22 protein-coding genes are annotated in these 24204 nt (G+C 72.2%); 16 read left to right on the forward strand and 6 right to left on the reverse strand.

Features of this window, described 5'->3' with window-relative positions:
* The first annotated feature begins 431 nt into the window (after positions 1-431).
* The 3 genes from ACFYNP_RS18610 to nudC all read left to right on the forward strand — a co-directional run bounded on the left by ACFYNP_RS18610 (position 432) and on the right by nudC (position 6585).
* A complete protein-coding gene (locus tag ACFYNP_RS18610) occupies positions 432-4115 on the forward strand; it encodes an ATP-dependent helicase (protein WP_388786480.1) in 3684 nt (1227 codons plus the stop codon).
* 10 nt (positions 4116-4125) lie between these two features.
* Positions 4126-5541, forward strand: coding sequence for a dipeptidase (locus ACFYNP_RS18615; protein WP_388786483.1), 1416 nt, complete (start codon positions 4126-4128; stop codon positions 5539-5541).
* A gap of 72 nt (positions 5542-5613) precedes the next feature.
* Positions 5614-6585, forward strand: a complete 972-nt coding sequence (nudC, locus tag ACFYNP_RS18620; protein ID WP_388786486.1) for an NAD(+) diphosphatase — start codon at positions 5614-5616, stop codon at positions 6583-6585.
* A gap of 115 nt (positions 6586-6700) precedes the next feature.
* Here the strand turns inward: nudC and ACFYNP_RS18625 are convergent, their stop codons facing one another.
* Complete coding sequence (locus tag ACFYNP_RS18625; RefSeq protein WP_161254295.1) at positions 6701-6943, reverse strand: mycoredoxin; 243 nt, start codon at positions 6941-6943, stop codon at positions 6701-6703.
* A 286-nt stretch (positions 6944-7229) separates the two neighbouring features.
* Between ACFYNP_RS18625 and ACFYNP_RS18630 the strand changes: the two genes are divergently transcribed.
* The 5 genes from ACFYNP_RS18630 to ACFYNP_RS18650 all read left to right on the forward strand — a co-directional run bounded on the left by ACFYNP_RS18630 (position 7230) and on the right by ACFYNP_RS18650 (position 11111).
* A complete protein-coding gene (locus tag ACFYNP_RS18630; RefSeq protein ID WP_388786489.1) occupies positions 7230-9413 on the forward strand; it encodes an ATP-dependent DNA helicase UvrD2 in 2184 nt (727 codons plus the stop codon).
* 200 nt (positions 9414-9613) lie between these two features.
* Positions 9614-9946, forward strand: coding sequence for a hypothetical protein (locus ACFYNP_RS18635; protein WP_388786631.1), 333 nt, complete (start codon positions 9614-9616; stop codon positions 9944-9946).
* Positions 9947-10111: 165 nt separating this feature from the next.
* Positions 10112-10480, forward strand: coding sequence for a WhiB family transcriptional regulator (locus tag ACFYNP_RS18640; protein ID WP_053729898.1), 369 nt, complete (start codon positions 10112-10114; stop codon positions 10478-10480).
* On the forward strand, positions 10477-10800 hold the full coding sequence (locus tag ACFYNP_RS18645; RefSeq protein ID WP_388786491.1) for a hypothetical protein: 324 nt from the start codon (positions 10477-10479) through the stop codon (positions 10798-10800). Before ACFYNP_RS18640 ends, ACFYNP_RS18645 begins: the two co-directional genes overlap by 4 nt.
* A gap of 119 nt (positions 10801-10919) precedes the next feature.
* On the forward strand, positions 10920-11111 hold the full coding sequence (locus tag ACFYNP_RS18650; protein ID WP_388786494.1) for a hypothetical protein: 192 nt from the start codon (positions 10920-10922) through the stop codon (positions 11109-11111).
* Positions 11112-11284: 173 nt separating this feature from the next.
* Here ACFYNP_RS18650 and ACFYNP_RS18655 read toward each other — a convergent pair whose 3' ends face one another.
* Both ACFYNP_RS18655 and ACFYNP_RS18660 read right to left on the reverse strand, forming a co-directional pair.
* The gene (locus ACFYNP_RS18655) at positions 11285-12703 is read right to left on the reverse strand and encodes an ABC1 kinase family protein (RefSeq protein ID WP_388786496.1); all 1419 of its coding nucleotides are present in this window, start codon (positions 12701-12703) and stop codon (positions 11285-11287) included.
* A 40-nt stretch (positions 12704-12743) separates the two neighbouring features.
* Entirely contained in the window at positions 12744-13877 is a 1134-nt protein-coding gene (locus tag ACFYNP_RS18660; protein ID WP_388786499.1) for a ThiF family adenylyltransferase, read from the reverse strand.
* A gap of 226 nt (positions 13878-14103) precedes the next feature.
* On the opposite strand from ACFYNP_RS18660, the gene ACFYNP_RS18665 reads away from it, so the two are divergent.
* The 4 genes from ACFYNP_RS18665 to ACFYNP_RS18680 all read left to right on the forward strand — a co-directional run bounded on the left by ACFYNP_RS18665 (position 14104) and on the right by ACFYNP_RS18680 (position 17958).
* Positions 14104-14700, forward strand: a complete 597-nt coding sequence (locus ACFYNP_RS18665; RefSeq protein ID WP_388406587.1) for a M48 family metallopeptidase — start codon at positions 14104-14106, stop codon at positions 14698-14700.
* Positions 14701-14826: 126 nt separating this feature from the next.
* Entirely contained in the window at positions 14827-16494 is a 1668-nt protein-coding gene (locus ACFYNP_RS18670; RefSeq protein WP_388786502.1) for a TerD family protein, read from the forward strand.
* Between the two features lie 13 nt (positions 16495-16507).
* A complete protein-coding gene (locus tag ACFYNP_RS18675; RefSeq protein WP_388786505.1) occupies positions 16508-17188 on the forward strand; it encodes an AIM24 family protein in 681 nt (226 codons plus the stop codon).
* Positions 17189-17202: 14 nt separating this feature from the next.
* Entirely contained in the window at positions 17203-17958 is a 756-nt protein-coding gene (locus ACFYNP_RS18680; protein ID WP_388406594.1) for an AIM24 family protein, read from the forward strand.
* A gap of 144 nt (positions 17959-18102) precedes the next feature.
* Here ACFYNP_RS18680 and ACFYNP_RS18685 read toward each other — a convergent pair whose 3' ends face one another.
* Both ACFYNP_RS18685 and ACFYNP_RS18690 read right to left on the reverse strand, forming a co-directional pair.
* Positions 18103-18624 (reverse strand): NUDIX hydrolase, encoded by a 522-nt coding sequence (locus ACFYNP_RS18685; RefSeq protein WP_388786508.1) that lies wholly within the window; start codon positions 18622-18624, stop codon positions 18103-18105.
* Positions 18621-20150: a zinc-dependent metalloprotease gene (locus tag ACFYNP_RS18690; protein WP_388786510.1), complete on the reverse strand. Its 1530-nt coding sequence runs from the start codon at positions 20148-20150 to the stop codon at positions 18621-18623. The genes ACFYNP_RS18685 and ACFYNP_RS18690 overlap by 4 nt, the downstream gene beginning before the upstream one ends.
* Before the next feature lie 189 nt (positions 20151-20339).
* On the opposite strand from ACFYNP_RS18690, the gene ACFYNP_RS18695 reads away from it, so the two are divergent.
* From ACFYNP_RS18695 to ACFYNP_RS18710, 4 genes are all read left to right on the forward strand, one after another.
* The gene (locus tag ACFYNP_RS18695; RefSeq protein WP_388406601.1) at positions 20340-21446 is read left to right on the forward strand and encodes an SDR family oxidoreductase; all 1107 of its coding nucleotides are present in this window, start codon (positions 20340-20342) and stop codon (positions 21444-21446) included.
* A 100-nt stretch (positions 21447-21546) separates the two neighbouring features.
* The gene (locus ACFYNP_RS18700) at positions 21547-22011 is read left to right on the forward strand and encodes a molybdenum cofactor biosynthesis protein MoaE (protein ID WP_388786512.1); all 465 of its coding nucleotides are present in this window, start codon (positions 21547-21549) and stop codon (positions 22009-22011) included.
* Positions 22012-22154: 143 nt separating this feature from the next.
* Positions 22155-22325, forward strand: coding sequence for a hypothetical protein (locus ACFYNP_RS18705; RefSeq protein ID WP_388406607.1), 171 nt, complete (start codon positions 22155-22157; stop codon positions 22323-22325).
* Positions 22326-22434: 109 nt separating this feature from the next.
* Positions 22435-23523, forward strand: coding sequence for a PDZ domain-containing protein (locus ACFYNP_RS18710; RefSeq protein ID WP_388786515.1), 1089 nt, complete (start codon positions 22435-22437; stop codon positions 23521-23523).
* Positions 23524-23548: 25 nt separating this feature from the next.
* Here ACFYNP_RS18710 and ACFYNP_RS18715 read toward each other — a convergent pair whose 3' ends face one another.
* Positions 23549-24094: a PPA1309 family protein gene (locus tag ACFYNP_RS18715; protein ID WP_388406613.1), complete on the reverse strand. Its 546-nt coding sequence runs from the start codon at positions 24092-24094 to the stop codon at positions 23549-23551.
* Between the last annotated feature and the right edge of the window lie 110 nt (positions 24095-24204).

Raw genomic sequence — 24204 nt, forward strand, 5'->3', positions numbered from 1 at the left:
CGAGCGGGACCCCGGACCCGAGCGGGCCCCGGAGCGGGCCCCGGAGCAGGCCCCCGAGCGGGGTCCGGGGCGGAGCCCCCGAGCGGGCCCCCGGACCCGAGCTGGCCCCCGAGCTGGCCCCCGAGCGGGGTCCGGGGCGGAGCCCCGAAGGGGGTGCAGGGGGCGAAGCCCCCGCGGGGGGCCCGGGGGCGCAGCCCCCAAAAAAACACCCTTCCCCTGTCCCCTCCCCACCCCCGGAGGGTTTAGGGAAGGGGCGGGGAGGGGCACAGCCCGCCGCAGGCGCCCCACCCCCGCCGCACGCACCCGCACCCCCGCGTCCCGCCGCACGCCCGCAACCCACCGCAGCCCGCACGCCCGCAGCCCACCGCAGCCCGCACGCCCGCAGCCCACCGCAGCCCGCACCCCCAGCGACGGCCAGCACAAATCCCCCAATGTCAGCACCCCCCACTACCCTTCCTGACGTGCCCACCCACCTCAGTGACCCCGAGCAGCTCAAGGAGCTCCTCGGCATCCCCTTCACCCCGGAGCAGACGGCCTGCATCACCGCGCCGCCCGCCCCGCAGGTCATCGTGGCCGGAGCGGGCTCGGGCAAGACGACCGTCATGGCGGCCCGGGTCGTGTGGCTGGTGGGCACCGGCCAGGTCGCCCCCGAGCAGGTCCTCGGCCTGACCTTCACCAACAAGGCGGCCGGCGAGCTCGCCGAGCGCGTGCGCACCGCCCTGATCCGGGCCGGCATCACGGACCCGGACGCCCCCGAGCCGGAGCAGGGCGAACCCGGCATCTCCACGTACCACGCCTTCGCGGGCCGGCTCCTGACCGACCACGGTCTGCGCATAGGCCTTGAGCCCACCTCGCGGCTGCTCGCCGACGCCACGCGCTACCAGCTCGCCGCCCGCGTGCTCCGCGAGGCCCCGGGGCCGTACCCGACGCTGACCAAGTCGTTCGCCTCCCTGGTCAGCGATCTGCTCGCGCTCGACGCCGAGCTCGCCGAACACCTCGTACGCCCGGAGCGCCTGGCCGCGTACGACCACGAGCTGCTGCGGACCCTGGAAGGGGCCAAGCTCAGCAACGCCGAGCTGCGCAAGGCGCCCGAGGCCGCCGCCGCCCGGCTCGAACTGCTCGACCTCACCACCCGCTACCGGGCCGCCAAGAAGAGCCGCGACCTACTGGACTTCGGCGACCAGATCGCGCTGTCCGCCGAGCTCGCGCTCACCCACCCCGAGGTCGGCCGGATCCTGCGCGAGGAGTTCCAGGTGGTGCTCCTCGACGAGTACCAGGACACCTCCGTGGCCCAGCGCCGGCTGCTCGCCGCGCTCTTCGGCGGCGGCACCGGACATGCCGTGACCGCCGTCGGCGACCCCTGCCAGGCCATCTACGGCTGGCGTGGCGCCTCGGTCGCCAACCTCGACGACTTCCCCCGCCACTTCCCGTACAGCGACGGCCGGCCCGCCACCCGCTACGCACTCTCCGAGAACCGCCGCAGCGGCGGCCGTCTTCTCGACCTCGCCAACTCCCTTGCCGCGCCGCTGCGTTCGATGCACGAGGGGGTCGAGGCGCTGCGCCCGGCACCTGGCGCCGAGCGGGACGGCGGGGTCCGCATCGCGCTGCTCGACACCCACCAGGAGGAGATCGAGTGGCTCGCCGACTCGATCGCCCACCTCGTGCGCACCGGCAAGGCGCCCGGCGAGATCGCCGTCCTGTGCCGCACGGCCGGCGACTTCCCGCAGATCCAGGGCGCGTTGGTGGCCCGGGACGTCCCGGTCGAGGTCGTCGGTCTCTCCGGCCTGCTCCATCTGCCGGAGGTCGCCGACCTCGTGGCGGTCTGCGAAGTCCTCCAGGACCCGGGCGCCAACGCCCCGCTGGTCCGCGTCCTGACCGGCCCGCGCTGGCGCATCGGCCCCCGCGACCTGGCGCTGCTCGGCCGCCGCGCTCGCGATCTGGTGCGGCGCACGCGCGCCGGTTCCGACGACCCCGACCAGCGCCTCGCGGACGCGGTCGAAGGCGTCGACCCGGCCGAGGTGATCTCCCTCGCCGACGCCCTGGACACCTTCCTCGAAGGCGCCGAGGACGACGGCCTGCCCTTCTCCGCCGAGGCCCGCGTCCGCTTCGCCCGCCTCGCCACCGAGCTGCGCGACCTGCGCCGCTCGCTCGCCGACCCGCTGATGGACGTACTGCACCGCGTCCTGACCGTCACCGGTCTGGAGGTCGAACTCTCCGCGTCCCCGCACGCGTTGGCGGCCCGCCGCCGCGAGACGCTCTCCGGTTTCCTCGACATAGCGGCGAGTTTCGCAGCCCTCGACGGCGAGGCTTCCCTCCTCGCCTTCCTCGGCTTCCTGCGCACCGCCGCGCAGTACGAGAAGGGCCTGGACAACGCGCTGCCCGGCGGCGAGAACACCGTGAAGGTCCTCACCGCGCACAAGTCCAAGGGCCTGGAGTGGGACGTCGTCGCGGTCCCGGGTCTTGTCACCGGAACGTTCCCCTCCACCCAGTCGCGGGAGGCCTGGACGTCCCAGGCGAAGGTCCTCCCGCACGCGCTGCGCGGCGACGCCCCGACGCTGCCCGTCGTCGAGGAGTGGGACGCGAAGGGCCTCAAGTCCTTCAAGGAGGCGATGAAGGACCACCAGCACACGGAGGAACTCCGCCTGGGATACGTCACGTTCACCCGCCCCCGCACCCTGCTGCTCGGCTCCGGCCACTGGTGGGGCCCCAGCCAGAAGAAGCCCCGGGGCCCCTCCGACTTCCTGCACGCGCTGTACGAGCACTGCGTGGCGGGCCACGGCGAGATCGAGGCATGGGCGGACCGGCCGGCCGAGGACGCCGAGAACCCGGCCCTCCACGAGTCCGCGACCACGCACGCCTGGCCCCTCCCGCTCGACCCGGAGTCCCTGGCCCGCCGCCGCGCCGCCGCCGAACGAGTCCTGGCCCACCTGGAGAGGGCCGCGCCCCCCGGCGACGCAACGCCCTCCTCTTATGAGGACGCACCTTATGAGGGCGCGCCCTACGAACCCTACGAACCCTATGAAGGGGACGGCTACGCGGAAGAGCCTTATGGAGATGAGGAGTTCGGCGACCCGGGGGCCCTCGCCCCCGACGACTGGGACCTGCTCCCCACGGAACGCCCTGTCCCGCCCGAGCCTGCCGAGCACCGCGACGACATGGCGCACCGCGACGACATGGCGCACCTCGGCGACATGGCGCACCCCGACGAGACGGCGCACCGCGACGACACGGCGCACCTCGGCGACATGGCGTACCGCGACGGCATCGAGCACCAGGAGCCCGTGGAGCACACCCGCACCGCCCCGCCCCGCGCCGACTCCGAGGCCCGCGGCCACACCCCGGCCGAGCCGCACGTCGCCATCCCCGCCCCGCGTCTGACCTCCGAGGACCGCCGCACCCTGCACTCCTGGGACCGCGACCTGGAGGCGCTCACCACCGAGCTGCGCCGGGCCCGCGCCACCACCCGCGAGGTCGAGGTGCCCGCCTCGCTCACCGCGTCCGAGCTGCTGAGCCTGGCAGCCGACCCCGACGCGTTCGCCCGGCACCTGGCCCGCCCCATGCCGCGCCGCCCGCAGCCGGCCGCCCGCCGGGGCACCCGCTTCCACGCCTGGGTGGAGTCCCGCTACGACGAGCTCCCGCTGCCCATGCTCGGCCCCGACGAACTGCCCGGCGCCGACGACAGCGAGGCCGACATCGCGGACGAGCGCGATCTGGCCGCCCTCAAGGATGCCTTCGAGCGCACCCCGTACGCGGTCCGTACTCCGTTCCGCACCGAGGCGCCCATTCAGCTGACGCTCGCCGGCCGGGTGATCAGGGGCCGGATCGACGCCGTCTACAAAGAGGGCGACGGCACGCTCGCCACGTACGAGATCGTCGACTGGAAGACCGGGCGTCAGGCCACCGCCGATCCGCTCCAGCTGGCGGTCTACCGGGTCGCCTGGGCCGAGCAGCTGGGCGTGCCGCTGGAGTCGGTGACGGCCGCGTTCGTGTATGTACGCACAGGTGAGACGGTCCGTCCGGCCCGGCTGCCGGGCCGGGCCGAGCTGGAGGCGATCCTGCTGGGGCACAGTCCGCAGGGCGGACCGGCGGACCGGCCACCGCCACCGGCCGGATAGGCTCAAGGGCATGAGCGAGACCCCGGACAGCGCCGTCCAGACCGCCACCGCAGCGGTGCGCACGTACATCGAGCAGCACCGCGCCGCCTTCCTCGACGACCTCGCCGAGTGGCTGCGCATCCCGTCGGTGTCGGCCCAGCCCGACCACGACGCCGACGTGCGCCGCAGCGCCGACTGGCTCGCCGCCAAGCTCCGCGAGACCGGCTTCCCGGTCGCGGAGATCCTGGACACCCCGGGCGCTCCCGCCGTCTACGCCGAGTGGCCCTCGGGCGAGCCGGGCGCGCCCACCGTCCTGGTCTACGGGCACCACGACGTCCAGCCCGCGGCCCGCGAGGACGGCTGGGACACCGAGCCGTTCGAGCCGGTGATCGCGGACGGGCGGATGTACGGACGCGGCGCCGCCGACGACAAGGGCCAGGTGTTCTTCCACACCCTCGGCGTCCGCGCGCACCTCGCCGCCACCGGCCGCACCGCCCCCGCCGTCAACCTCAAGCTCCTCATCGAGGGTGAGGAGGAGTCCGGTTCGCCGCACTTCCGCGCCCTCGTCGAGGAGCACGCCGAGCGCCTCGCGGCGGACGTCGTGATCGTCTCGGACACCGGCATGTGGTCCGAGGACACCCCGACCGTGTGCACCGGCATGCGCGGCCTCGCCGAGTGCGAGATCCAGCTGTACGGGCCCGGCCAGGACATCCACTCCGGGTCCTTCGGCGGCGCGGTCCCCAACCCGGCGACGGCCGCGGCCCGCCTGGTCGCGGCCCTGCACGACGCCGACCTGCACGTGACCGTCCCCGGCTTCTACGACGGCATCGTCGAGCTGACCGACGCCGAGCGCGAGCTGTTCGCCGAGCTGCCCTTCGACGAGGCCGAGTGGCTGCGCACCGCCAAGTCGCGGGCGGCCCACGGCGAGGCCGGGTTCTCCACCCTGGAGCGGATCTGGGCCCGCCCGACGGCAGAGGTCAACGGCATCGGCGGCGGCTACCAGGGCCCCGGCGGCAAGACGATCGTGCCGTCGTCGGCGATGGTGAAGCTGTCCTTCCGGCTGGTCGCGGGACAGGACCCGAACCACATCGAGAAGATCGTCACGGACTGGACCGCCGGGCAGCTCCCGGCCGGCATCCGGCACGAGATCAACTGGAGCGCCGGCACCCGGCCGTGCCTCACCCCGCTCGACCACCCGGCGCTCAAGTCCGTGGTCCGGGCGATGGGGCAGGCCTTCGGCACGAAGGTCCGCTTCACCCGCGAGGGCGGCTCAGGACCCGCCGCCGACCTCCAGGACGTGCTGGCGGCGCCGGTCCTCTTCCTGGGGATCTCGGTCCCCTCCGACGGCTGGCACGCGCCCAACGAGAAGGTCGAGCTCGACCTCCTGTTCAAGGGCGTCGAGACGACGGCCCATCTGTGGAGCGACCTCGCCGCCACCACAGCCTGAGCCGTCGGCCCCGGCCGCCGGCCGACAGAAATCGCTGAACACACCATCCACCCGGGGGAGTTGGAAGCACCTGTGAGCACCACCAGCAGTGAAGCCTTCACGGACCGGCCGATCGGGCTCGCCACGCCCATCGGTCTGACCGAGCCGAGCGGCATCGACCGAGCGGCCCACCACCGCCTCGACGAGGCCTGGCTGGCAGCCGCCTGGAGTCATCCGACGACCCGGGTCTTCGTGGTCTCCGGCGGCCAGGTACTGATCGACGAGCCCGCGGACGGGGCGGACGGGCGCACCGAGCTCGTGATGACCCCGGCCTTCGAGGCCCCGGTCACCGAGACCCACCGCTACTTCCTGGGCACGGACGAGGACGGCGTCAGCTACTTCGCCCTCCAGAAGGACGCGCTGCCCGGCCGCATGGACCAGTCGGCCAGGCCCGCCGGGCTGCGCGAGGCGGGGCTGCTGCTCTCGCCCCGCGACGCGAGCCTCATGACGCACGCCGTCGCCCTGGAGAACTGGCAGCGCCTGCACCGCTTCTGCTCCCGCTGCGGCGAGCGCACCGTGATCGCGGCGGCCGGCCACATCCGCCGCTGCCCGGTCTGCGGCGCCGAGCACTACCCGCGCACCGACCCGGCCGTGATCATGCTGGTCACCGACGACCAGGACCGGGCGCTGCTCGGCCGCCAGGTGCACTGGCCCGAGGGCCGGTTCTCGACCCTGGCGGGCTTCGTCGAGCCCGGTGAGTCCATCGAGCAGTCGGTGCGCCGCGAGGTCTTCGAGGAGGCCGGTGTCACGGTCGGCCCGGTGGAGTACGTGGCGAGCCAGCCCTGGCCGTTCCCGTCCAGCCTGATGCTCGGCTTCATGGCGAAGGCCGTCTCGTCCGAGATCAACGTGGACGGCGAGGAGATCCACGAGGCGCGCTGGTTCTCCCGCGAGGACCTGGCCGCCGCCTTCGAATCCGGCGAGGTCCTGCCCCCGTACGGTATCTCGATCGCGGCCCGCCTCATCGAGCTCTGGTACGGCAAGCCGCTGCCGAAGCCGTCCCACTGACCCTCGGACCGGCCTCGGTCCCGGCCGTGCGGAAGGCCCCCGTCCACGCTTGGAGGGGGGCCTTCCGCATGACTGGGCGAGCGGCTCCCGATGGATGCTCGCCCCGCCGGTCGTCTCAGACGCCGATCTTCTGCTTGACCTGCGCGAGCGACGGGTTGGTGAGCGTCGAACCGTCGTCGAAGAGCACGGTCGGGACCGTCTGGTTGCCGCCGTTGGCCTTCTCCACGAACTCCGCGGACGCCGGGTCGTGCTCGATGTTGACCTCGGTGTACGCGATGCCCTCGCGGTCCATCTGCTTCTTCAGCCGCTGGCAGTAGCCGCACCAGGTGGTGCTGTACATCGTCACAGTGCCCGGCATGTGTCTCGCGCTCCTCTGTATCGCTGACTGGCGTGCGCGCCCCGCCGAAATGCGGTTCCGCACGCAGGGGAACGTACGGGAGCCGACCACCATTCCCGCGCCGCCCTCACATGTGACGGAATCGCCACGGCGGGCCGGCCTGGCCCCGCCCCGTCCCGCACGACCGGGCAGGGGGCCGGGCATCGACCGGGGAGGCGCCCGGCATCAGCCGGCATTAGTAGGACCGCGGACGCCACCTGTGGACAACGCGGCGCGGACGTCCCGGGCGACCTGGCAGCATGGCGGGGTGACATCAGCAACGCACTCCACTCTGTTCCCGCCGGTCCCCGACACGGCCGACGCGGTGCTCGACGGGCTCGACCCCGAGCAGCGCGAGGTCGCGACGGCCCTGCACGGTCCGGTGTGCGTGCTGGCCGGCGCGGGCACCGGCAAGACCCGCGCGATCACCCACCGGATCGCGTACGGGGTGCGTTCCGGGATCCTGCCGCCGGCCGGGGTGATGGCCGTCACCTTCACCAATCGGGCGGCCGCCGAGATGCGCGGCCGGCTGCGCGAGCTCGGCGTCGGCAGCGTCCATGCCCGCACCTTCCACGCCGCGGCCCTCAGCCAGCTCCAGCACTTCTGGCCGATGGCGGTCGGCGGCCAGCATCCGCCCCGCCTCCTGGACCGCAAGGTCCAGCTGGTCGCGGAGGCGGCGGCCCGCGGCGGCCTCCGCCTGGACCGCAACGAGCTGCGCGATGTGACCGGCGAGATCGAGTGGGCGAAGGTCACCCAGACCGTGCCCGACGACTATCCGGCGGCGGTCGCCAAGTCACACCGCGAGCCGCCCCGCGCCCCGGCCGAGATCGCCCAGATCTACCGGACGTACGAGCAGCTCAAGCAGGACCGCGTGGTGATCGACTTCGAGGACGTGCTGCTCCTCATGGTCGGCGTCCTCCAGTACCGGGAGGACATCGCACAGCGGGTCCGCAGCCAGTACCAGCACTTCGTGGTGGACGAGTACCAGGACGTCAGCCCCCTCCAGCAGCGCCTGCTCGACCTGTGGCTCGGCGACCGCGACACCCTGTGCGTGGTGGGCGACGCCAGCCAGACCATCTACTCCTTCACCGGCGCCACCCCCGACCACCTGCTGGACTTCCGCACCCGTCACCCCGGCGCGACGGTCGTCAAGCTGGTCCGGGACTACCGCTCCACCCCCCAGGTCGTGCATCTGGCCAACGGCCTGCTCAACCAGGCCAGCGGGCGCGCCGCCGAGCACCGCCTGGAGCTGATCTCCCAGCGCCCCACGGGCCCCGAGCCCGTCTACACGGAGTACGGCGACGAGCCGGCCGAGGCCGAGGGCGTGGCCCGGCGCATCCGCGACCTCATCCGTTCCGGCGTCCCGGCCGGCGAGATCGCGGTGCTCTACCGGATCAACGCCCAGTCCGAGATCTACGAGCAGGCCCTGGCCGATCTGGACGTGCCGTACCAGATGCGTGGCGCCGAGCGGTTCTTCGAGCGCCCCGAGGTCCGCGAGGCGAAGACCGCGCTCAGCGGCGCCCGCCTGGCCGGCCGCAACGACGCGCTGCTCGACGACGCCGAGGACCTGCCCTCCCAGGTACGGGCCGTGCTCGGCACCAAGGGCTGGACGGCGGCGCCGCCGAAGGGCTCGGGCGCGGTGCGCGACCGCTGGGAGTCACTGGCCGCGATCGTCCGCCTCGCCGAGGACTACGCGAAGGCGAAGCCCGACGCGACGCTGTCGGACCTGGTGGCCGAGCTCCAGGCCCGGGCCGACGCCCAGCACGCTCCGACCGTGCAGGGCGTCACCCTCGCCTCCCTGCACGCGGCCAAGGGCCTGGAGTGGGACGCCGTGTTCCTGGTCGGCCTCACCGAGGGCATGCTGCCGATCACCTACGCCAAGACGGACGAGCAGATCGAGGAGGAGCGCCGGCTCCTGTACGTCGGCGTGACCCGGGCCCGGGTCCACCTCGGGCTCTCGTGGTCGCTCTCCCGCTCTCCCGGCGGCCGCGCCCACCGGCGCCCCAGCCACTTCCTGAACGGCCTGCGCCCCGGTTCCGGCTCCCGTGCCCGCGCAACCGTGGGCGGAACCGGCGGCATCGAGCGCGGGCCCGCCGTGGCCAAGCGAGTCCGGCGGGGGCCGGTGCTCTGCCGGGTCTGCGGCAAGACGCTCACCGAGGCCGGCGAGATGAAGCTGATGCGCTGCGAGGACTGCCCGTCGGACATGGACGAAGCGCTGTACGAACGCCTGCGGGACTGGCGCGCCGAGCAGGCGCGGGAGCTGGGCATGCCGCCCTACGTCGTCTTCACCGACAAGACCCTCATGGCGATCGCGGAGGCCGTGCCCTCCTGCGGCCCCGAGCTCGCGGTGATCGCCGGCGTCGGAGCCCGCAAGCTGAACCGGTTCGGCACCGATGTCCTCGCCATCTGCGCAGGTGAGGAGCTTGGAGGAGTCGACGAGGAAGGTTCATGAAAAATCGTCGAGAAAATAGTTTGCGCCCGCCAGGGGAATCCCCATAGGTTCTTAACCACGGAAACAAGAGCTTCTCCGAAGCCCGGTCTCCGTGCTGTACTTAGCTGTACTCATCCGAATACGCATGGGATCAGGCCGCGAGGCCGAAGTCCCCGAGACGCCGAGAGGAGGCGAGACCAGTGGCCAGCTACATCGAGTTCATCCCCAGCTTCATCAGCACCAAAGTGACGGACCGCTCGGTCACCGCCACCTGCACGCTCGGCTCCTCGCTTCAGGGCACCGGTCTGTTCGCCGGCGTCTCCGGTCTCGTCGGCACGTCCGCCGTCGCCCCGGCCTCCCTGTCGAGCCTCCCCGTGCGTGATGAGCGCAATGAGCGACCGATTCAGGCACCGGAAGCAGCAGTAGCGAAGGGACGGGCCAAGGCCCACGCCTTTGCGGCGGCCGGTGCAGGAGCCGAGAAGCAGACGAAGAAGTACCAGCACCACATGATGTGGGCCTTCCGTGGGCTCGAACCCTGGAGCGATCCAGCCTGATACGGATCAGGCAGGCGCCTTCAGGGCCGCGGAACCCCATCAGGGATCCGCGGCCCTTCTGTTTGTCCCGAACGGGACGGACGGGGTGAAGGGGGCCTCGGTACCAGCCGCAACCCGGCCGACCGGCCGGACCGACACAGCCGACAAGACGAGGAAGAAAACACCGTGCAACTCGAAGCGCACGCCCCGTCCGTACCGCCCGCCCCGACTCTCCCCCCGCCCGGTCTCACGGAGGACCCCGCCTTGACTCCCCTCACCGCGCTCACCGCGCTCGACGACGCCATCGAGAACCTCGGCGTACCCGTCCCCTGCCGTTCCTTCGACCCGGAGGTCTTCTTCGCCGAGTCCCCGGCCGACGTCGAGTACGCCAAGTCGCTCTGCCAGACCTGCCCCCTCATGGCCGCCTGCCTCGCGGGTGCCAAGGAGCGGCGCGAGCCGTGGGGCGTCTGGGGCGGCGAGCTCTTCGTCCAGGGTGTGGTCGTTGCCCGCAAGCGGCCGCGTGGTCGCCCGCGCAAGAACCCGGTCGCCGCATGAACCGCCCGGGAACCATTGACCGCCCCCGAACGAACGACCCCCAGAAGCAGGCCCCGATGACGACGTCCGCGAGCGAGCCCACCGGCTCCGCGACCCCAGACTTCACCACCACCGGCGCGAACGAGTCGCGCCAGAACAGGACCCTTGAAATGCAACTCATGCCAGAAGCCCTGGCCCGTGCGCATATGCATCAGCGACTGCGGGAGGCCGAGGTGGAGCGCCAGGCGCTCCGCATGGTCGCCGCGCGGCGGATGCAGCGGCGCGCCGAGCGCGCGTCGATGCGCGCCCGCCGTGCGCTCGCCATGGCCGTCATGCACTGACGGCCGGCGCGCCAGGCACCACCGGAACACTGACAGCACGACGGGGGCAGGTCCGAACGGACCTGCCCCCGCGGTGCGTTGTGGTCCCGGCGGGCCCGGGACGGCGGTATCGTCGCGAGGTGGACGACCAGAATCGGCCGGTGGCCGAAACCATCGTGTGCTCCCGCTGCGGGACCCCTGCTCCGGCCGGCGGCCCACCGCCTACGTGGACCTACTCGGTCGAGAACGGCACCAGCCACTACTACTGCGACGACTGCGCCCGCGCCAACATCAGAGCCATCGAAGGCAGGCTCGACGCGGCCTGGTGGTAGCGCCCACCCCAGCCCCCGAGCCCACATCGGCCTCCTCCCCGCGCCAACGTCGGCCGCGCGCCACCACCAACGTCATCCGCGCGGCCGGCCGCTGCATCTGCCGTACGTCTGGCGGCAGTTCGCGGCCCCAGGCTCCCGGGGTCCCGTCGTAGGCCTCGCGTCGGCGGGCATCCTCAGGCCTCCTCCGCCGCCACCGCTTCGACCGCCGCCACCGCTTCGACCGGCGCCCCCACCTCGGCGGCCGGTGCCGAGTCGTGCGACGTGTCCGCCAGGAAGCCCGGCAGCCACTCCTCCAGCTCGGCCCGCATCCGCACCGTCGCGTCCAGTTGGCACAGCACCCCGATGGTGGACAGCGTCACACGGTGTATCAGCAGATACGACGGCGGCAGATTGAGCTGCTTGCCCAGCTGATGGGCGGGGGAGCGCGGATCGGCGATCCGGGCCGCCTGCCCCCGCATCCAGCTCCGGCTGAACGTGAACTCGTCGGCCTGGGCCGGCTCGATGATCGGCACCAGATAGTCGAGCACCGCGTCCGGATCGAGCTCGATGGACTCCCTGACGAAGCCCTCCTCGCGCAGCCGCTCGTACACCGCCTCGGCCTCGCCCTCCAGCGTCATCCGCAGGGATTCACCGATGGTGGCGGGCAGCCCGCCGGGCAGCCGGTCCACCGTGCCGAAGTCCATCACGCCGAGCCGCCAGGGGCCGCCGTCCTGCTCGGACGGCAGCAGCCGGAAGTTGCCCGGATGCGGATCGGCGTGCAGCAGCCCGGTCCTGGCCGGGCCCGAGAACAGGAACCGGGTGAGGAGCTGTCCGGCCCGGTCGCGCTGCTCCGGCGTGCCGTCCCTGATCACGTCCGAGAGCGGTATCCCCCCGATCCACTCCGTGACCAGGACCTGGTCACACTGGTGCACCACAGCGGGCACCAGCACATCGGGATCGCCCGCGAACTCCTCGGCGTGCTCGCGCTGGGCCCGCGCCTCCAGCTCGTAGTCCAGCTCCTCCGAGACCCGGTCGCGCAGCTCGGAGATGAGCGGCTTGATGTCCATCCCCGGAATCAGCGGGCCGAGCAGCCGGGCGAACCGGCTCAGCTGGGTGAGATCCGAAAGCAGCGCCTCGCCGGCCCCCGGGTACTGCACCTTGACGGCCACCGTGCGTCCGTCGTGCCACACCGCCCGGTGCACCTGCCCGATCGAAGCCGCGGCCGCCGGCTTCTCGTCGAACTCCAGGAACAACTCCCGCCAGTCGGCGCCGAGCCGTTCCTCCAGCACGCCGTGGACCGTACGGGTCGGCATCGGGGGCGCCGCCTCCTGGAGCTTGGTCAGCGCGGCCCGATAGGGACCCGCGACCTCCTCGGGCAGGGCCGACTCGAAGACGGACAGCGCCTGCCCGAACTTCATCGCCCCTCCCTTCAGCTCGCCCAGGACCTTGAAGAGCTGCTCGGCGGTGCGCTGCTGGAGCTCGCGGGCCACCAGCTCCGCCGACTTGCCGCCGATCCGCTTGCCCAGGCCCCAGGTCGCCCGCCCGGCGAAGCCAAGGGGCAGCGCGGCCAGCTTGGCGGTCCGGGTGACCGCCTTCCGGGGAAGATCAGACATGAGCCCCTCCAAATCCCAGACAGCAGCGCCCTCGCAGGCGTTACCGGGCCATTGTGTCGTGTGCCCGGGCGGCCCCGGAGCCCTCCTCCCCCCGAGTGTTCCCGACCGCGCCGCAGAAGCAGTCGCGGTGGGGCGCGACCGGGGCCGACCGCCAGTCGAGCTGAGGGAGCGAGGCCTCCCAGCGGGTGCCGGTGCTCGCCGGAAGATCGCCGTCGAGGAACGCCAGCGCGTGTGCGGCCGCGAGACCGGCGACCGCCGCAGCGAGAGCCAGGTCACAGGCCGGTACGGCGGTGCGCTGCCGCCCCGAGCGCCACTGCGCGAGCAGCCGCGGCCAGCCCGCGTCCCGCTCCGCGCGGCCGAGCGAGAGGCACCCCGCGCAGCCCGTGCCGCCCGGCAGGACCAGCGGGCCCACCACACCGGTCGTCTCCACAACTCCCGCATGGAGATGGGGAATTCCACCCTTGATCCACTCCTCGGTGTCCACCGCGTCGGGCGCGTACACATCGAGGGGGTCACGCGGGGCGACCACGATCAAGGACAGCGGGGTCTGCTCCGCCGCCCGGGCCCGGCGCGGCGGCTCGCCCGGTGCCGTCCGGCGCACGAGCTGTGCCGCCGCCGTCGCGCGCCGCTCGCCCACCGCCGCGTCGGGCAGCCCGCCCGGCGCCACGTCCCCCGGCTGTGCCAGACCCCCGTCCAGGACATCGACGCGGCCCACCCCGGCACCCGAAAGCAGCGCCGCGACGCTCGCGCCGACCCGCCCGGCGCCCCGCACCTGGACCCGTATGGCCCCGCGGGCCGCGAGTCTGGCCGCCGCGTCGCCCGGCTCGGAGTGGACGAGGGAGAGGGACGCCAGATCCGGCCTCCATCGCTCCAGCGCCTGCGCCCGGTCGCGCAGCGTACCGGCCGCGGGCCCGCCGGCCGTCGGGTCGTCGATCACGCCCGCCGCCGTCAACCGGGCCACCAGCTCGTCCACTTGGGCCGGTGGCAGATCCAGGGCGCGCGCCCGCTCGTACAGGATCGGCAGGCCCTGGGTGCCGTCGAGCATGTCCAGGAAGTGGCCCGTCGCCGGGTCCACCGGCGACACGACCACCGCCTGCGCGGGTGTGATCCCGAACTGCACGGTCGCCCGGTCGCGCCAGGCCCGGCGCAGTGCCGGCTTCAGCATCGGATGCATCGCGAGAACCCCCGTCGTCGTGACCGCCCGCACGTCCCCGGAACCTGCCCGATCGCGGGCTCCCGTGCGGCGTGGGATCAGGATGCACGGGTGCGTCGAGCGGTGGGAAAAGTTGTCCACAGGCCGGGGGTATTAGTCATCCGAATGCTGCACCTCAGCGGATGGATCATGGCTCAACCGTCCCGGAGGCGGGACTTCCCCCACTGCCAGCGGGTAACGTCGGGGCGTGCCCGCCGACCCACTGCAGAGTGCCGGAAGCCCGCCGCGCAGCCCCTCCGGCCTGCCGCCACGCGGTCCGGCGACGAGCGCGGTCGAGGTCCGCCGCAGTGCACGGCGCAGCAGGACGGTCTCCGCCTACCGCGAGGGCGACCGCACCATCGTGCTGATCCCGGCCCGGATGTCGGAGGCCGAGGAGAAGCGCTGGGTCACGGTGATGCTCGACAAGCTCGCCGCGCAGGAGAGCAAGCGCATGCTGGGCGACGCCGAGCTGACCGAGCGCGCCGAGCGGCTGTCGGAGCAGTACTTCGCGGGCCGGGCCCGGCCCGCCTCCGTGCGCTGGGTGACCAACCAGAACACCCGCTGGGGCTCGTGCACCCCGGCCGAGGGCAGTATCCGCCTCTCGCACCGGTTGCAGGGGATGCCGGAGTACGTCGTCGACTACGTGCTGCTGCACGAGCTGGCCCACCTTCTGGTGCCGGGCCACGGCCCCCGTTTCTGGCGGCTCCTGGAGGCCTATCCGCGCACCGAGCGGGCCCGCGGTTACCTGGAGGGCGTGGTCTCCGCGGACCGCCTTCCGCATCTGCCGGGCGCCCGCGAGGAGTGAGGAACGCCGGTCCGCGGTGCGGGTCGACGGTTCTGTACCGAATGTGTAGCGGCTTCGCCGATTGTCCGAGGCAGCCGTTAGCCTGGCGCGACGCATTCACCTCGGGATGGGGGACGGTCGGTACGCATGGCCAGGGAATTCCAGCGCGGCCACAAGGCCAAGGTCAGTGATCTCACGGCAGGAACGGATCTCTACGTAGGCGTGCAGATCGGCGGTCCCGGGCTGACCTTCGACATCAGCTGCTTCGGGCTCGACGCCAACGAGCAGCTGTCGGACGACCGTTACTTCGTCTTCTTCAACCAGCCGAAGTCCCCCGAGGAGTCGATCCAGCTCCTGGGCGCGCAGTCCGGTGACACCGAGTCGTTCCGCGTCACTCTGGACCGCGTCCCGGCCAACATCCACAAGCTCTCCTTCACCGCGACCCTCGACGGCGCGGGCCAGATGTCGCAGGTGGGCCCCGGCTACATCCGGGTCGTCGCCGGCGGTGAGGAAGTGGTCCGGTACGCCTTCACGGGCGCGGAGTTCAGCACCGAGCGGGCCGTCATGCTCGGCGACTTCTACCTGAAGGACGTGTGGCGCTTCGCCGCTGTCGGGCAGGGCTTCGACGGAGGCCTCGAAGCGCTCCTGAAGAACTTCGGCGGCGAGGTCCTGGAGGAGGAGCCCGCTGCCCCGGCGCAGCCCGAGCCGCGAGGCGCGGCCCCCGGTTTCGCTCCTCCGCCCCAAGCCGGCCCGCCCGCGCCGCAGTTCGGCGCCCCGCCGCAGGTCCCGCAGCCCGCACCCGCCTTCAACGTGCCGCCGCCCGCGCCCGCCCCGCAGCACTACGCTCCGCCGCCCCAGGGTTCCACCCCGCCGCCCGCGCCGGCGCCCGCGCCGAGCCCCCAGATCCACGCGGCGCCGACCATCGCCGCGCCGATGCACCTGGTGCCCGGCAGCGTGCCGCCGCCGCCCGCGCCCGCGCCGTACGGCCGGCCCCAGCAGCCCCCCTACGGACAGCCGCCGCAGCAGCCCCAGTTCGGGCAGGGCCCCGGCCACATTCCGGGCCAGGTGCCGCCGGGTGCCCCCGCTCCGTACGGGCAGCAGGCTCCGTACGGCCAGACCACCGCCCAGGGCCGGCCGCACGGCGCGCCCCAGGGCGGTGGTCTGCACGCGGCCATCCAGATGTACAAGGAACTGCCCACCGGCCAGCGCTGGACCTCGCAGAACAAGCAGCTCGTCCGGGTCGACCTCGGGGCCGGCGGCGAGCCCGTCCTGGCCCGCCAGGGCAGCATGGTCATGTACCAGGGCAAGGTCGACTTCGGGTACAAGGGAGCCGGCTTCGCGGGCCGCATCGTCGGCAACGCGACCGGCCAGGAAATGCAGCTGATGCGCTGCACCGGGCGCGGCCAGGTCTTCCTCGCGGAGAACAGCGCCCATCTGCATCCCATCGAGCTCCAGGGCGACGGCATCTGTGTCTCCGCCGAGCACGTCCTGGCCTTCGACGAGTCCCTCCAGTACGAGGTCCGCCGCATCGAGGGCCACGGTATCCCCGGCGGCGCCCTGTTCACCATGCTGTTCCAGGGCACCGGCACCGTCGTCGTGATGACGCACGGCACCCCGGTGGTGCTGCCGGTCACCCCGACCACGTTCGCCGACAGCGACGCGATCGTCGCCTGGTCCGCCGCGTCCCAGGTGATCGTCTCCAGCCAGGTCCGGCTGCGGCGCAACGCCTATCCGGGGGACAGCGGCGAGTCCGTCAATCTCCAGTTCCGGGGCGCCCCCGGCAACTTCATCGTCGTCCAGCCGTACGAGGTCTGAGGGAGCCCGAAGAATGAACCAGCAGCTCACGGGCTATGCCCCCACCCCCGTCGCGGCCCGGATGGAGAACCACGGCAGCGCCATGCTCAAGGTGGCCATGGTCACCGGCCAGGACCTGTTCGCCCGGGTCGGCTCGATGGTCGCCTACGAGGGTTTCATCCAGTACGAGCCCAACCCGCCCGCCGTGCGCCAGATGGCCCGGGACTGGATCACGGGCGAGGGCGCGCCCCTCATGAAGTGCACCGGCGACGGGCTGCTCTACCTCGCCGACTACGGGGCCAACGTCGTGGTCGTCAACCTCGACAACGACGCGCTCTCGGTCAACGGCACCAATGTGCTCGCCTTCGACGCGAGCCTGCAATGGGGGGTCGAACGGGTCAAGGGACTCGCCAAGTTCGCCGGCCAGGGCCTGTTCAACGTGAAGATCTCCGGCACCGGCTGGGTCGCCCTGACCTCGCGCGGCACGCCGGTCGTCGTCGACTGCGGAAGCGGCGAGGACGAGACGTACGTCGACCCGGACGCACTGGTCGCCTGGTCCCCGAACCTGAAGGTGAAGGGCAAGCGCAGCTTCAAGGCGTCCTCGCTGATCGGCCGGGGCAGCGGAGAGGCGTACCAGATGGCCTTCTCGGGCAAGGGCGTCGTCGTGGTACAGCCGAGTGAGGACAGCACGGACCGCCTGCGGGCCCGGGGCTGAGGGGGAGAGACACCATGCAGAGCCCGCTTTTCAGCTACACCGAGCAGCAGTCCCAGGAGCGGTACACGGCGCAGAACCCGCAGTTGCTGCGGGCCGTGCTCACCGGCCATGACGACCTGCTGGCCCGCAAGGGGTCGATGGTCGCCTATCAGGGTCTGATGGAGTTCGACGGCGAGTACCAGTCGAACGCCCAGCACAACGCCCGCGCCCGCACCGGCGAGGGCCTGGACCTGATGCGCGTCTCGGGTCAGGGCACGGTCTACTTCGCCAATCTGGCCCAGCACGTCCACGTGGTCGACGTCGACCGGGACGGCCTGACCGTGGACAGCGGCTACGTCCTCGCGATGGACTCCTCGCTGCACCACGAGGTCATCGCCGTGGACAGCCAGTACGGGGTCTCCGGCACCGGCAAGTACCAGCTCAACATCACCGGCACCGGCAAGGTCGTCCTGATGACCTCGGGCCAGCCGCTGATGCTCCAGGTCACGCCGGACAAGTACGTCAACGCGGACGCGGACGCGATCGTCGCCTGGTCGACGTCGCTGCGCGTCCAGATGCAGGCGCAGACGCACTCCACCGGCGTGTGGCGCCGCCGCGGCAACACCGGCGAGGGCTGGGAGCTGAGCTTCCTCGGCCAGGGCTTCGCCCTCGTCCAGCCCAGCGAGGTGCTGCCCCCGCAGAACGCGGTGATCGGGCAGGGGGTGCGCGCCCAGTACGGCATGGGGCAGCAGGGCGCCCACGCCCAGAACCAGGGCAACGCCTGGAGCTAGCCGGCTGCCCTTCGAGGGCACGGGTAAGGGGCGCCCGCCCATGGCGAACGCCCCTTACTTCACTGCCGGTTGAGGGTCGGCTCGTTGAGGGTCGGCTTCGTCGAGGGCCGGGCCGCTGCTGCCGGCCTGCCCGTCCGGCCTCGGCTACAGCCGTGCCCGAGTCGCCTCCAGGAGGCGGACCACCGACTCGTCGGCAACCCGGGCCACCTCGTCATAGCCGAACCAGCGCAGGTCCAGGGACTCGTCGCTGATGGCCTCGACCGCACCGGCCGGGGCCAGCGCCGCGTACTGGACGTCCAGGTGCCAGTGGCAGGGGGCCGGGATGGGGTGCCGGTCGAGACGGACGGGGCCGCCCGCGAGCAGCGCGAGCCCGGCGACACCGGACTCCTCCTCCGCCTCGCGCAGCGCGGCGGCGGCCACCGAGGCGTCGCCCGGCTCGCAGTGGCCGCCCATCTGGAGCCACATGTTGAGCTTCTTGTGCAGCGTGAGCAGCACCCGCTCCCGCTCCGGGTCGATGACGAGCGCGCTCGCCGTCAGATGGCCCGCCCCGCAGGCCTTCCACATGCCGTCGGGGTGCGCCGAGAGATGGTCCAGGTAGGCCTGGCGCAGCTCGGGCTGGCCCTCGTACGCCTTCAGTACCAGGACGGCGTCGTCGTGCAGGCTCACTTGTCGGACTCGCCCTTGCCTTCGCCGGTGCCGCCGGTCTCGTCGCTGTCGTCGGCCTCCCCGGTCGTGCCCGGCTGCTCGTCCCTCTTAGAGGACTCCCTCTCCGAGGGAGCCTTCTCCGAAGACTCCTTCTTCAAGGAGGGGCCGTTCTGCTCGGCGGCCTCGCCCAGCATCTTGTCGAGCTCCGAGAAGTCCAGGTGCTCGCGGTGCACGAAGCCGTCCGGGTCGTCCAGGTCGGTGGCCGTCGGCAGCATGTCCGGGTGCTCCCACAGGTCGTCCCGGCCGTCCACCCCCCGCGCGTCGGTGAGCGAGGCCCACAGGCGCGAGGCGTCCCGCAGCCGGCGCGGCCGCAGCTCCAGGCCGATCAGCGTGGCGAAGGTCTGCTCGGCCGGGCCACCGGTCGCCCGGCGCCGGCGCAGCGTCTCGCGCAGCGCGTCCGCCGAGGTGAGCCGGGGCTTGGCGGCCGCGTGGACCACCGCGTCGACCCAGCCCTCGACCAGCGCCAGGGCCGTCTCCAGACGGGCCAGGGCCGCCTTCTGCTCCGGGGTGTCCTCCGGCTGGAACATGCCCTGCTGGAGTGCCTCCTGGAGCTGCTCCGGGTTGGACACGTCGAGCTGGCCGACCGCGTCCTCCAGCTTCGCGGTGTCGACCTTGATGCCGCGCGCGTAGCCCTCGACGGCGCCGAACAGATGCGAGCGCAGCCACGGCACATGGGCGAAGAGCCGCTGGTGGGCGGCCTCGCGCAGGGCCAGGTAGAGACGGACCTCGTCCTTGGGGACGCCGAGGTCCTTGCCGAAGGCCTCGATGTTCAGCGGCAGCAGCGCGGCCTTGCCGGCCGGGCCGAGCGGAAGGCCGATGTCGGTCGAGCCGACCACCTCGCCGGCGAGCGTGCCCACGGCCTGCCCGATCTGCTGGCCGAACATGGCGCCGCCCATGGAGCGCATCATGCCGATCAGCGGGCCCGCCATGGCCTGCATCTCCTCGGGCAGCACACCGCCCATGGCCGCGCCGACACGCTCGGCGACCGGGTCGACCAGTTCCTTCCAGGCCGGCTGGGTGGCCTCGACCCACTCCGCGCGGCTCCAGGCCACCGCGGTGGTGGAGCCCGAGGGGAGCGACGTCGCGTCGTCGAGCCACAGGTCGGCCAGGCGCACGGCTTCCTGGACGGCGGCGCGCTCGGCGGGGCCGACGCTCTCGTCCTTGGTGCCGTCGGCGGTGCCCTGGGCGACCGTCTGGCGGGCGATCTGCTTGGCCATGTCCCAGTTCACGGGACCGCCCTCGTAGCTGAGCATCTGGCCTAGCTGCTGGAAGGCGGCGCCCAGGTCGTTCGGGTTCATCGAACCGAACATCGCGGCGAACGGGTTGTCCCCGCCGCCGCCCGCTCCCGGGAAGCCTCCCGGGAAGCCGAAGGGGTTGCCGCCCTGGCCGCCGGCACCCTGACCACCTCCGGCAGGGTCCTTCTTCTTGCCGTCGCCGTTTTCCGGCTCCTCCGGCGGAAGGCCGAATCCGAATGGGGTGTCACTCACGGGTTTCCTCGGCTCGTCAGGCCGCCGGCTGCTGCCGACGGCGGCTTCCCCACAACACCACCAGCGTAGACATCCGAGCGGGATAAGGGCTCGGTGCTCCGCCGCCTCGCGGGCTGCGGCAGGATGGACGCCACCTGGTACGTACGCGTCATTAACGTACGTACTGAAGACAACCGCTGGAGACGCCCGGTGAGTTCCCCAGATCCGCAGGTTCGCGCAGCGCGAAACCTCTCAACCCCGACATCGCGCGGTCCCGTCGTCGCCGTGACCGGTGCCGCGTCCGGGATCGGCGCCCTGCTGACCGCGCGGCTCGCCGCATCCGACGAGGTCAAGCAGGTCATCGCCCTCGACGAGCGCCGGGGCGAGGTCTCCGAGGCGACCTGGCACATCCTGGACGTACGGGACCCGGCGATCGCCGAGAAGCTGCGCGGCGCCGACGTCGTCGTGCACCTGGCGCTCGACCTCGACCTGGAGACGGACGCGGCGGCCCGCACCGCCTACAACGTGCGCGGCACCCAGACCGTGCTGACCGCCGCGGCCGCCGCCGGCGTGCACCGGGTGGTGCTCTGCACCTCGGCGATGGTCTACGGGGCGCTGCCCGACAACGACATCCCGCTCTCCGAGGACGCCGAGCTGCGGGCCACCGCGGAAGCCACCGGCGTCGGCGACCTGCTGGAGATCGAGCGCCTGGGACGGCGGGCCCCGCGCGCCCACCCCGGCCTCAACGTCACCGTGGTGCGTCCGGCCGTCCTGGTCGGCGGCACCGACACCGCGCTCACCCGCTACTTCGAGTCGCCGCGCCTCCTGGTCGTCGCCGGATCGCGTCCGACCTGGCAGTTCTGCCATGTCGACGACCTGTGCAGCGCCTTGGAGTACGCCGCCTTGGAGAAGGCCGACGGGGAGTTCGCGGTGGGCTGCGACGGCTGGCTGGAGCAGGAGGAGGTCGAGGAGCTCAGCGGCATCCGCCGCATGGAGCTGCCCTCGGCGGTCGCCCTGGGGGCCGCGGCCCGGCTGCACCGGATCGGGCTCACGCCCTCGCCGGCGGGCGATCTCGCGTACACGATGCACCCGTGGGTGGTCAGCGTGGGGCGGCTGCACGACGCGGGCTGGCGGCCGCAGTGGACCAATGAGGAGGTGCTCGCCGAGCTCCTCGAAGAGGTCGCGGGCCGGCACACCGTCGCGGGCCGCAGGCTCGGCCGCAAGGACGCCACCGCCGCCGGGGCCGCCGGCGCCACCGTCGCCCTGCTCGGCGCCGCCGCCGTGGTGCGCCGGGCCCGGAAGCGCCGGGGCCTTTAGGACCTCGGGCCCGGGCCTGTAGGACCCTCCTACGGAGGGTCGCGGCGCCCGGTCGAAAGAGCTATTCCGGGATGTCACTCCCGTACGGCACGATGGAACCATGGCACGCACGTACCCCGACCACCCCGGCGAGCAGGCGGCGCACGACCCGATCCGCCTGCTCGCGATCCGTGACACCCCGCTCTCGGTCGACGAGGTCTTCACGGCCTCGGGCGACTTCGCGGCGGGTGGCACGACGCTCTTCGTCGGCACCGTGCGCAACCACGACGGCGGCACCGACGTCGACAGGCTCGGCTACTCCTGCCATCCGAGCGCCGAGGCGGAGATGCGCCGGGTGGCCGAGAAGGTCGTCGCCGACTATCCGGTCCGCGCGCTGGCCGCCGTCCACCGTGTGGGTGATCTGGAGGTCGGGGATATCGCGGTCGTCGTCGCGGTGTCCTGCCCGCACCGCGCGGAGGCCTTCCAGGCCTGCCGCAAGCTGATCGACGACCTCAAGCACGAGGTCCCGATCTGGAAGCACCAGCGATTCTCGGACGGTACGGAGGAGTGGGTCGGGGCCTGCTGACGCGGCCTCCGTATCTGAAACCCCGTCGGGTGCCATGCGCCCCGATTTGCGTAACCGCACCCCTGGCGCAAGCGTTGAACCAGCGGATGGCTAATCTGCTGATCTGTCGGTTGCGGTCGCTCATTTGGGGACGGGAGGTCGGAATGGCTGTACTCCTCTGGCTGCTGATTCCGCTTTTCGCTGCTGTCGGCGCTGCGATATGGGCGAGCTGGGCCGCCCGCGATCGCACCTCCGGCGATGTGGCCGAACTCGCCGGATACAGCCGGTTCCGTGAAGCGATGGACAAATCCCGCTCCGGATCCGACGCCCTCTGACTCCCGACCGTCGGCGCACACCGGTCTTTGCCCGTACGCGTTCGCCAACGGCCCCCGTACGGACCGGCCCCAGGGGTGGGCCCACAGATCGGTCCCGTACTGTCGTTCCATGCCACGCCGCACCGCGACGATGCTCGCCTCCACCCTCGTGCTGATCGCGCTGCTCTGCGCCGGGGTGCTCATCAAAGTGCCGTACGCGGAGATGTCTCCCGGCCCCACCGTGAACACCCTCGGCGACTCCGGCGGCGAGCCGGTGCTTCAGATCTCCGGCCACCAGACGTACCCGACGACCGGTCACCTCAACATGACGACGGTCAGGGTCACCGGGGCGGACTACCGGATGAACCTCGTCGAGGCCGTGTACGGCTGGCTGGCGCACGACAGCGTCGTCGTCCCGCACGACACGCTCTACCCGGACGGCAAGACGGACGAGCAGTCCAACCAGGAGAACGCCGAGGAGTTCAGCCAGTCCCAGGAGAGCGCGAAGGTGGCGGCCCTGAACGAGCTCCACATCCCGGTGAAGAGCTGGGTCATCGTCTCCTCCGTCGTCAAGGGCAGCCCGGCCGAGGGCAAGCTGCACGCCGGGGACGCGATCAAGGCCGTCGACGGCACCGCGGTCACCAAGCCCGGCGATGTCGCGGCGCTCGTCACCAAGCACAAGCCCGGCCAGAACGTGGTCTTCACGATCGTGCCTGCCAAGGACACCGCCGCCGCCAAGAAGGCCGGCAAGGCACCCGAGGGCGGTGAGAAGCTCACCATCACCACGGAGAAGGCGGCCGACAGCAACCGGGCCATCGTCGGCATCCAGGCCGGGACCGACCACGCGTTCCCGTTCAGCGTCGACATCAAGCTCGCCGACGTCGGCGGCCCCAGCGCGGGCCTCATGTTCTCGCTCGGCATCGTCGACAAGCTGACGCCGGAGGACCTGACGGGCGGAAAGTTCGTGGCGGGCACCGGCACGATCGACGACGCCGGAAAGGTCGGCCCGATCGGCGGCATCGAGATGAAGCTGATCGGCGCGCGCCAGGCGGGCGCCCGCTACTTCCTGACGCCCAAGGACAACTGCGCCGCGGCCGCCTCGGACATCCCCTCGGGACTGACCCTGGTCAAGGTCGACACCATCCACGACGCCCGGCAGGCGCTGGACAAGATCCGCACGGGGGACACGGCCGGCCTGCCGAGCTGCTCGGCCACGTAACGCCGACCGCGCCCCCGAGGGGCCGCTAGGCGAAGGTAGCGGCCAACGCCTCGGCGAGGCCGGGGACCAGGTCGGGGCCGGTCAGGACCTCGGTGGCGGAGTCCTTCTCGCGCAGCCGGATGGCGGACTCGCGGGCGCCGCCGCGCAGCACCGCCACCGTCATCCGCACCTCCTGGCGGTCGGGGTGGGCGGCCACCCACTTGGCGAGCTCCTTGTCGCTGAGACCCTCCGGCACGGAGGCCTCGGCGGACGGCGGCAGCATCATGCGCTCCACCGTGAGCGCGCAGCCGGCCACCGAGTCGGGCCAGGCGATGGTGCCGAGGAACTTGTCCAGCGGTTTGTTCCGAGGGATCTCCTCCTGCTCAATGGGGGTCAGGCCGGAGACCTGGGCGTCGTCGGCGGGAGAGACCAGGTTCGGCGCCTGGGCACGGAGCTTCGCGGTGTCGACGAGCGCGAAGAGGCGGGCCGGCTTGTCCCAGCCCAGACCGGATACGTACTCGTCGATTTCGAGCACCGCGCGGGTGAGCGGGCTCGCGGCCATCGGAGGACCGGAGGGGGAAACGTTGGACATGGACAACATCCTGCCCTCTTTCACCCCCCGATCGGGAACTGAGTAAAGCCTCAGTAAGTTGCATGAGTGGGCTCTACGATCGCGGGGCCCGCCCATACGACAGCGAACTT

It is taken from the genome of Streptomyces sp. NPDC006691, from assembly GCF_042869955.1.
Classification (GTDB): domain Bacteria; phylum Actinomycetota; class Actinomycetes; order Streptomycetales; family Streptomycetaceae; genus Streptomyces.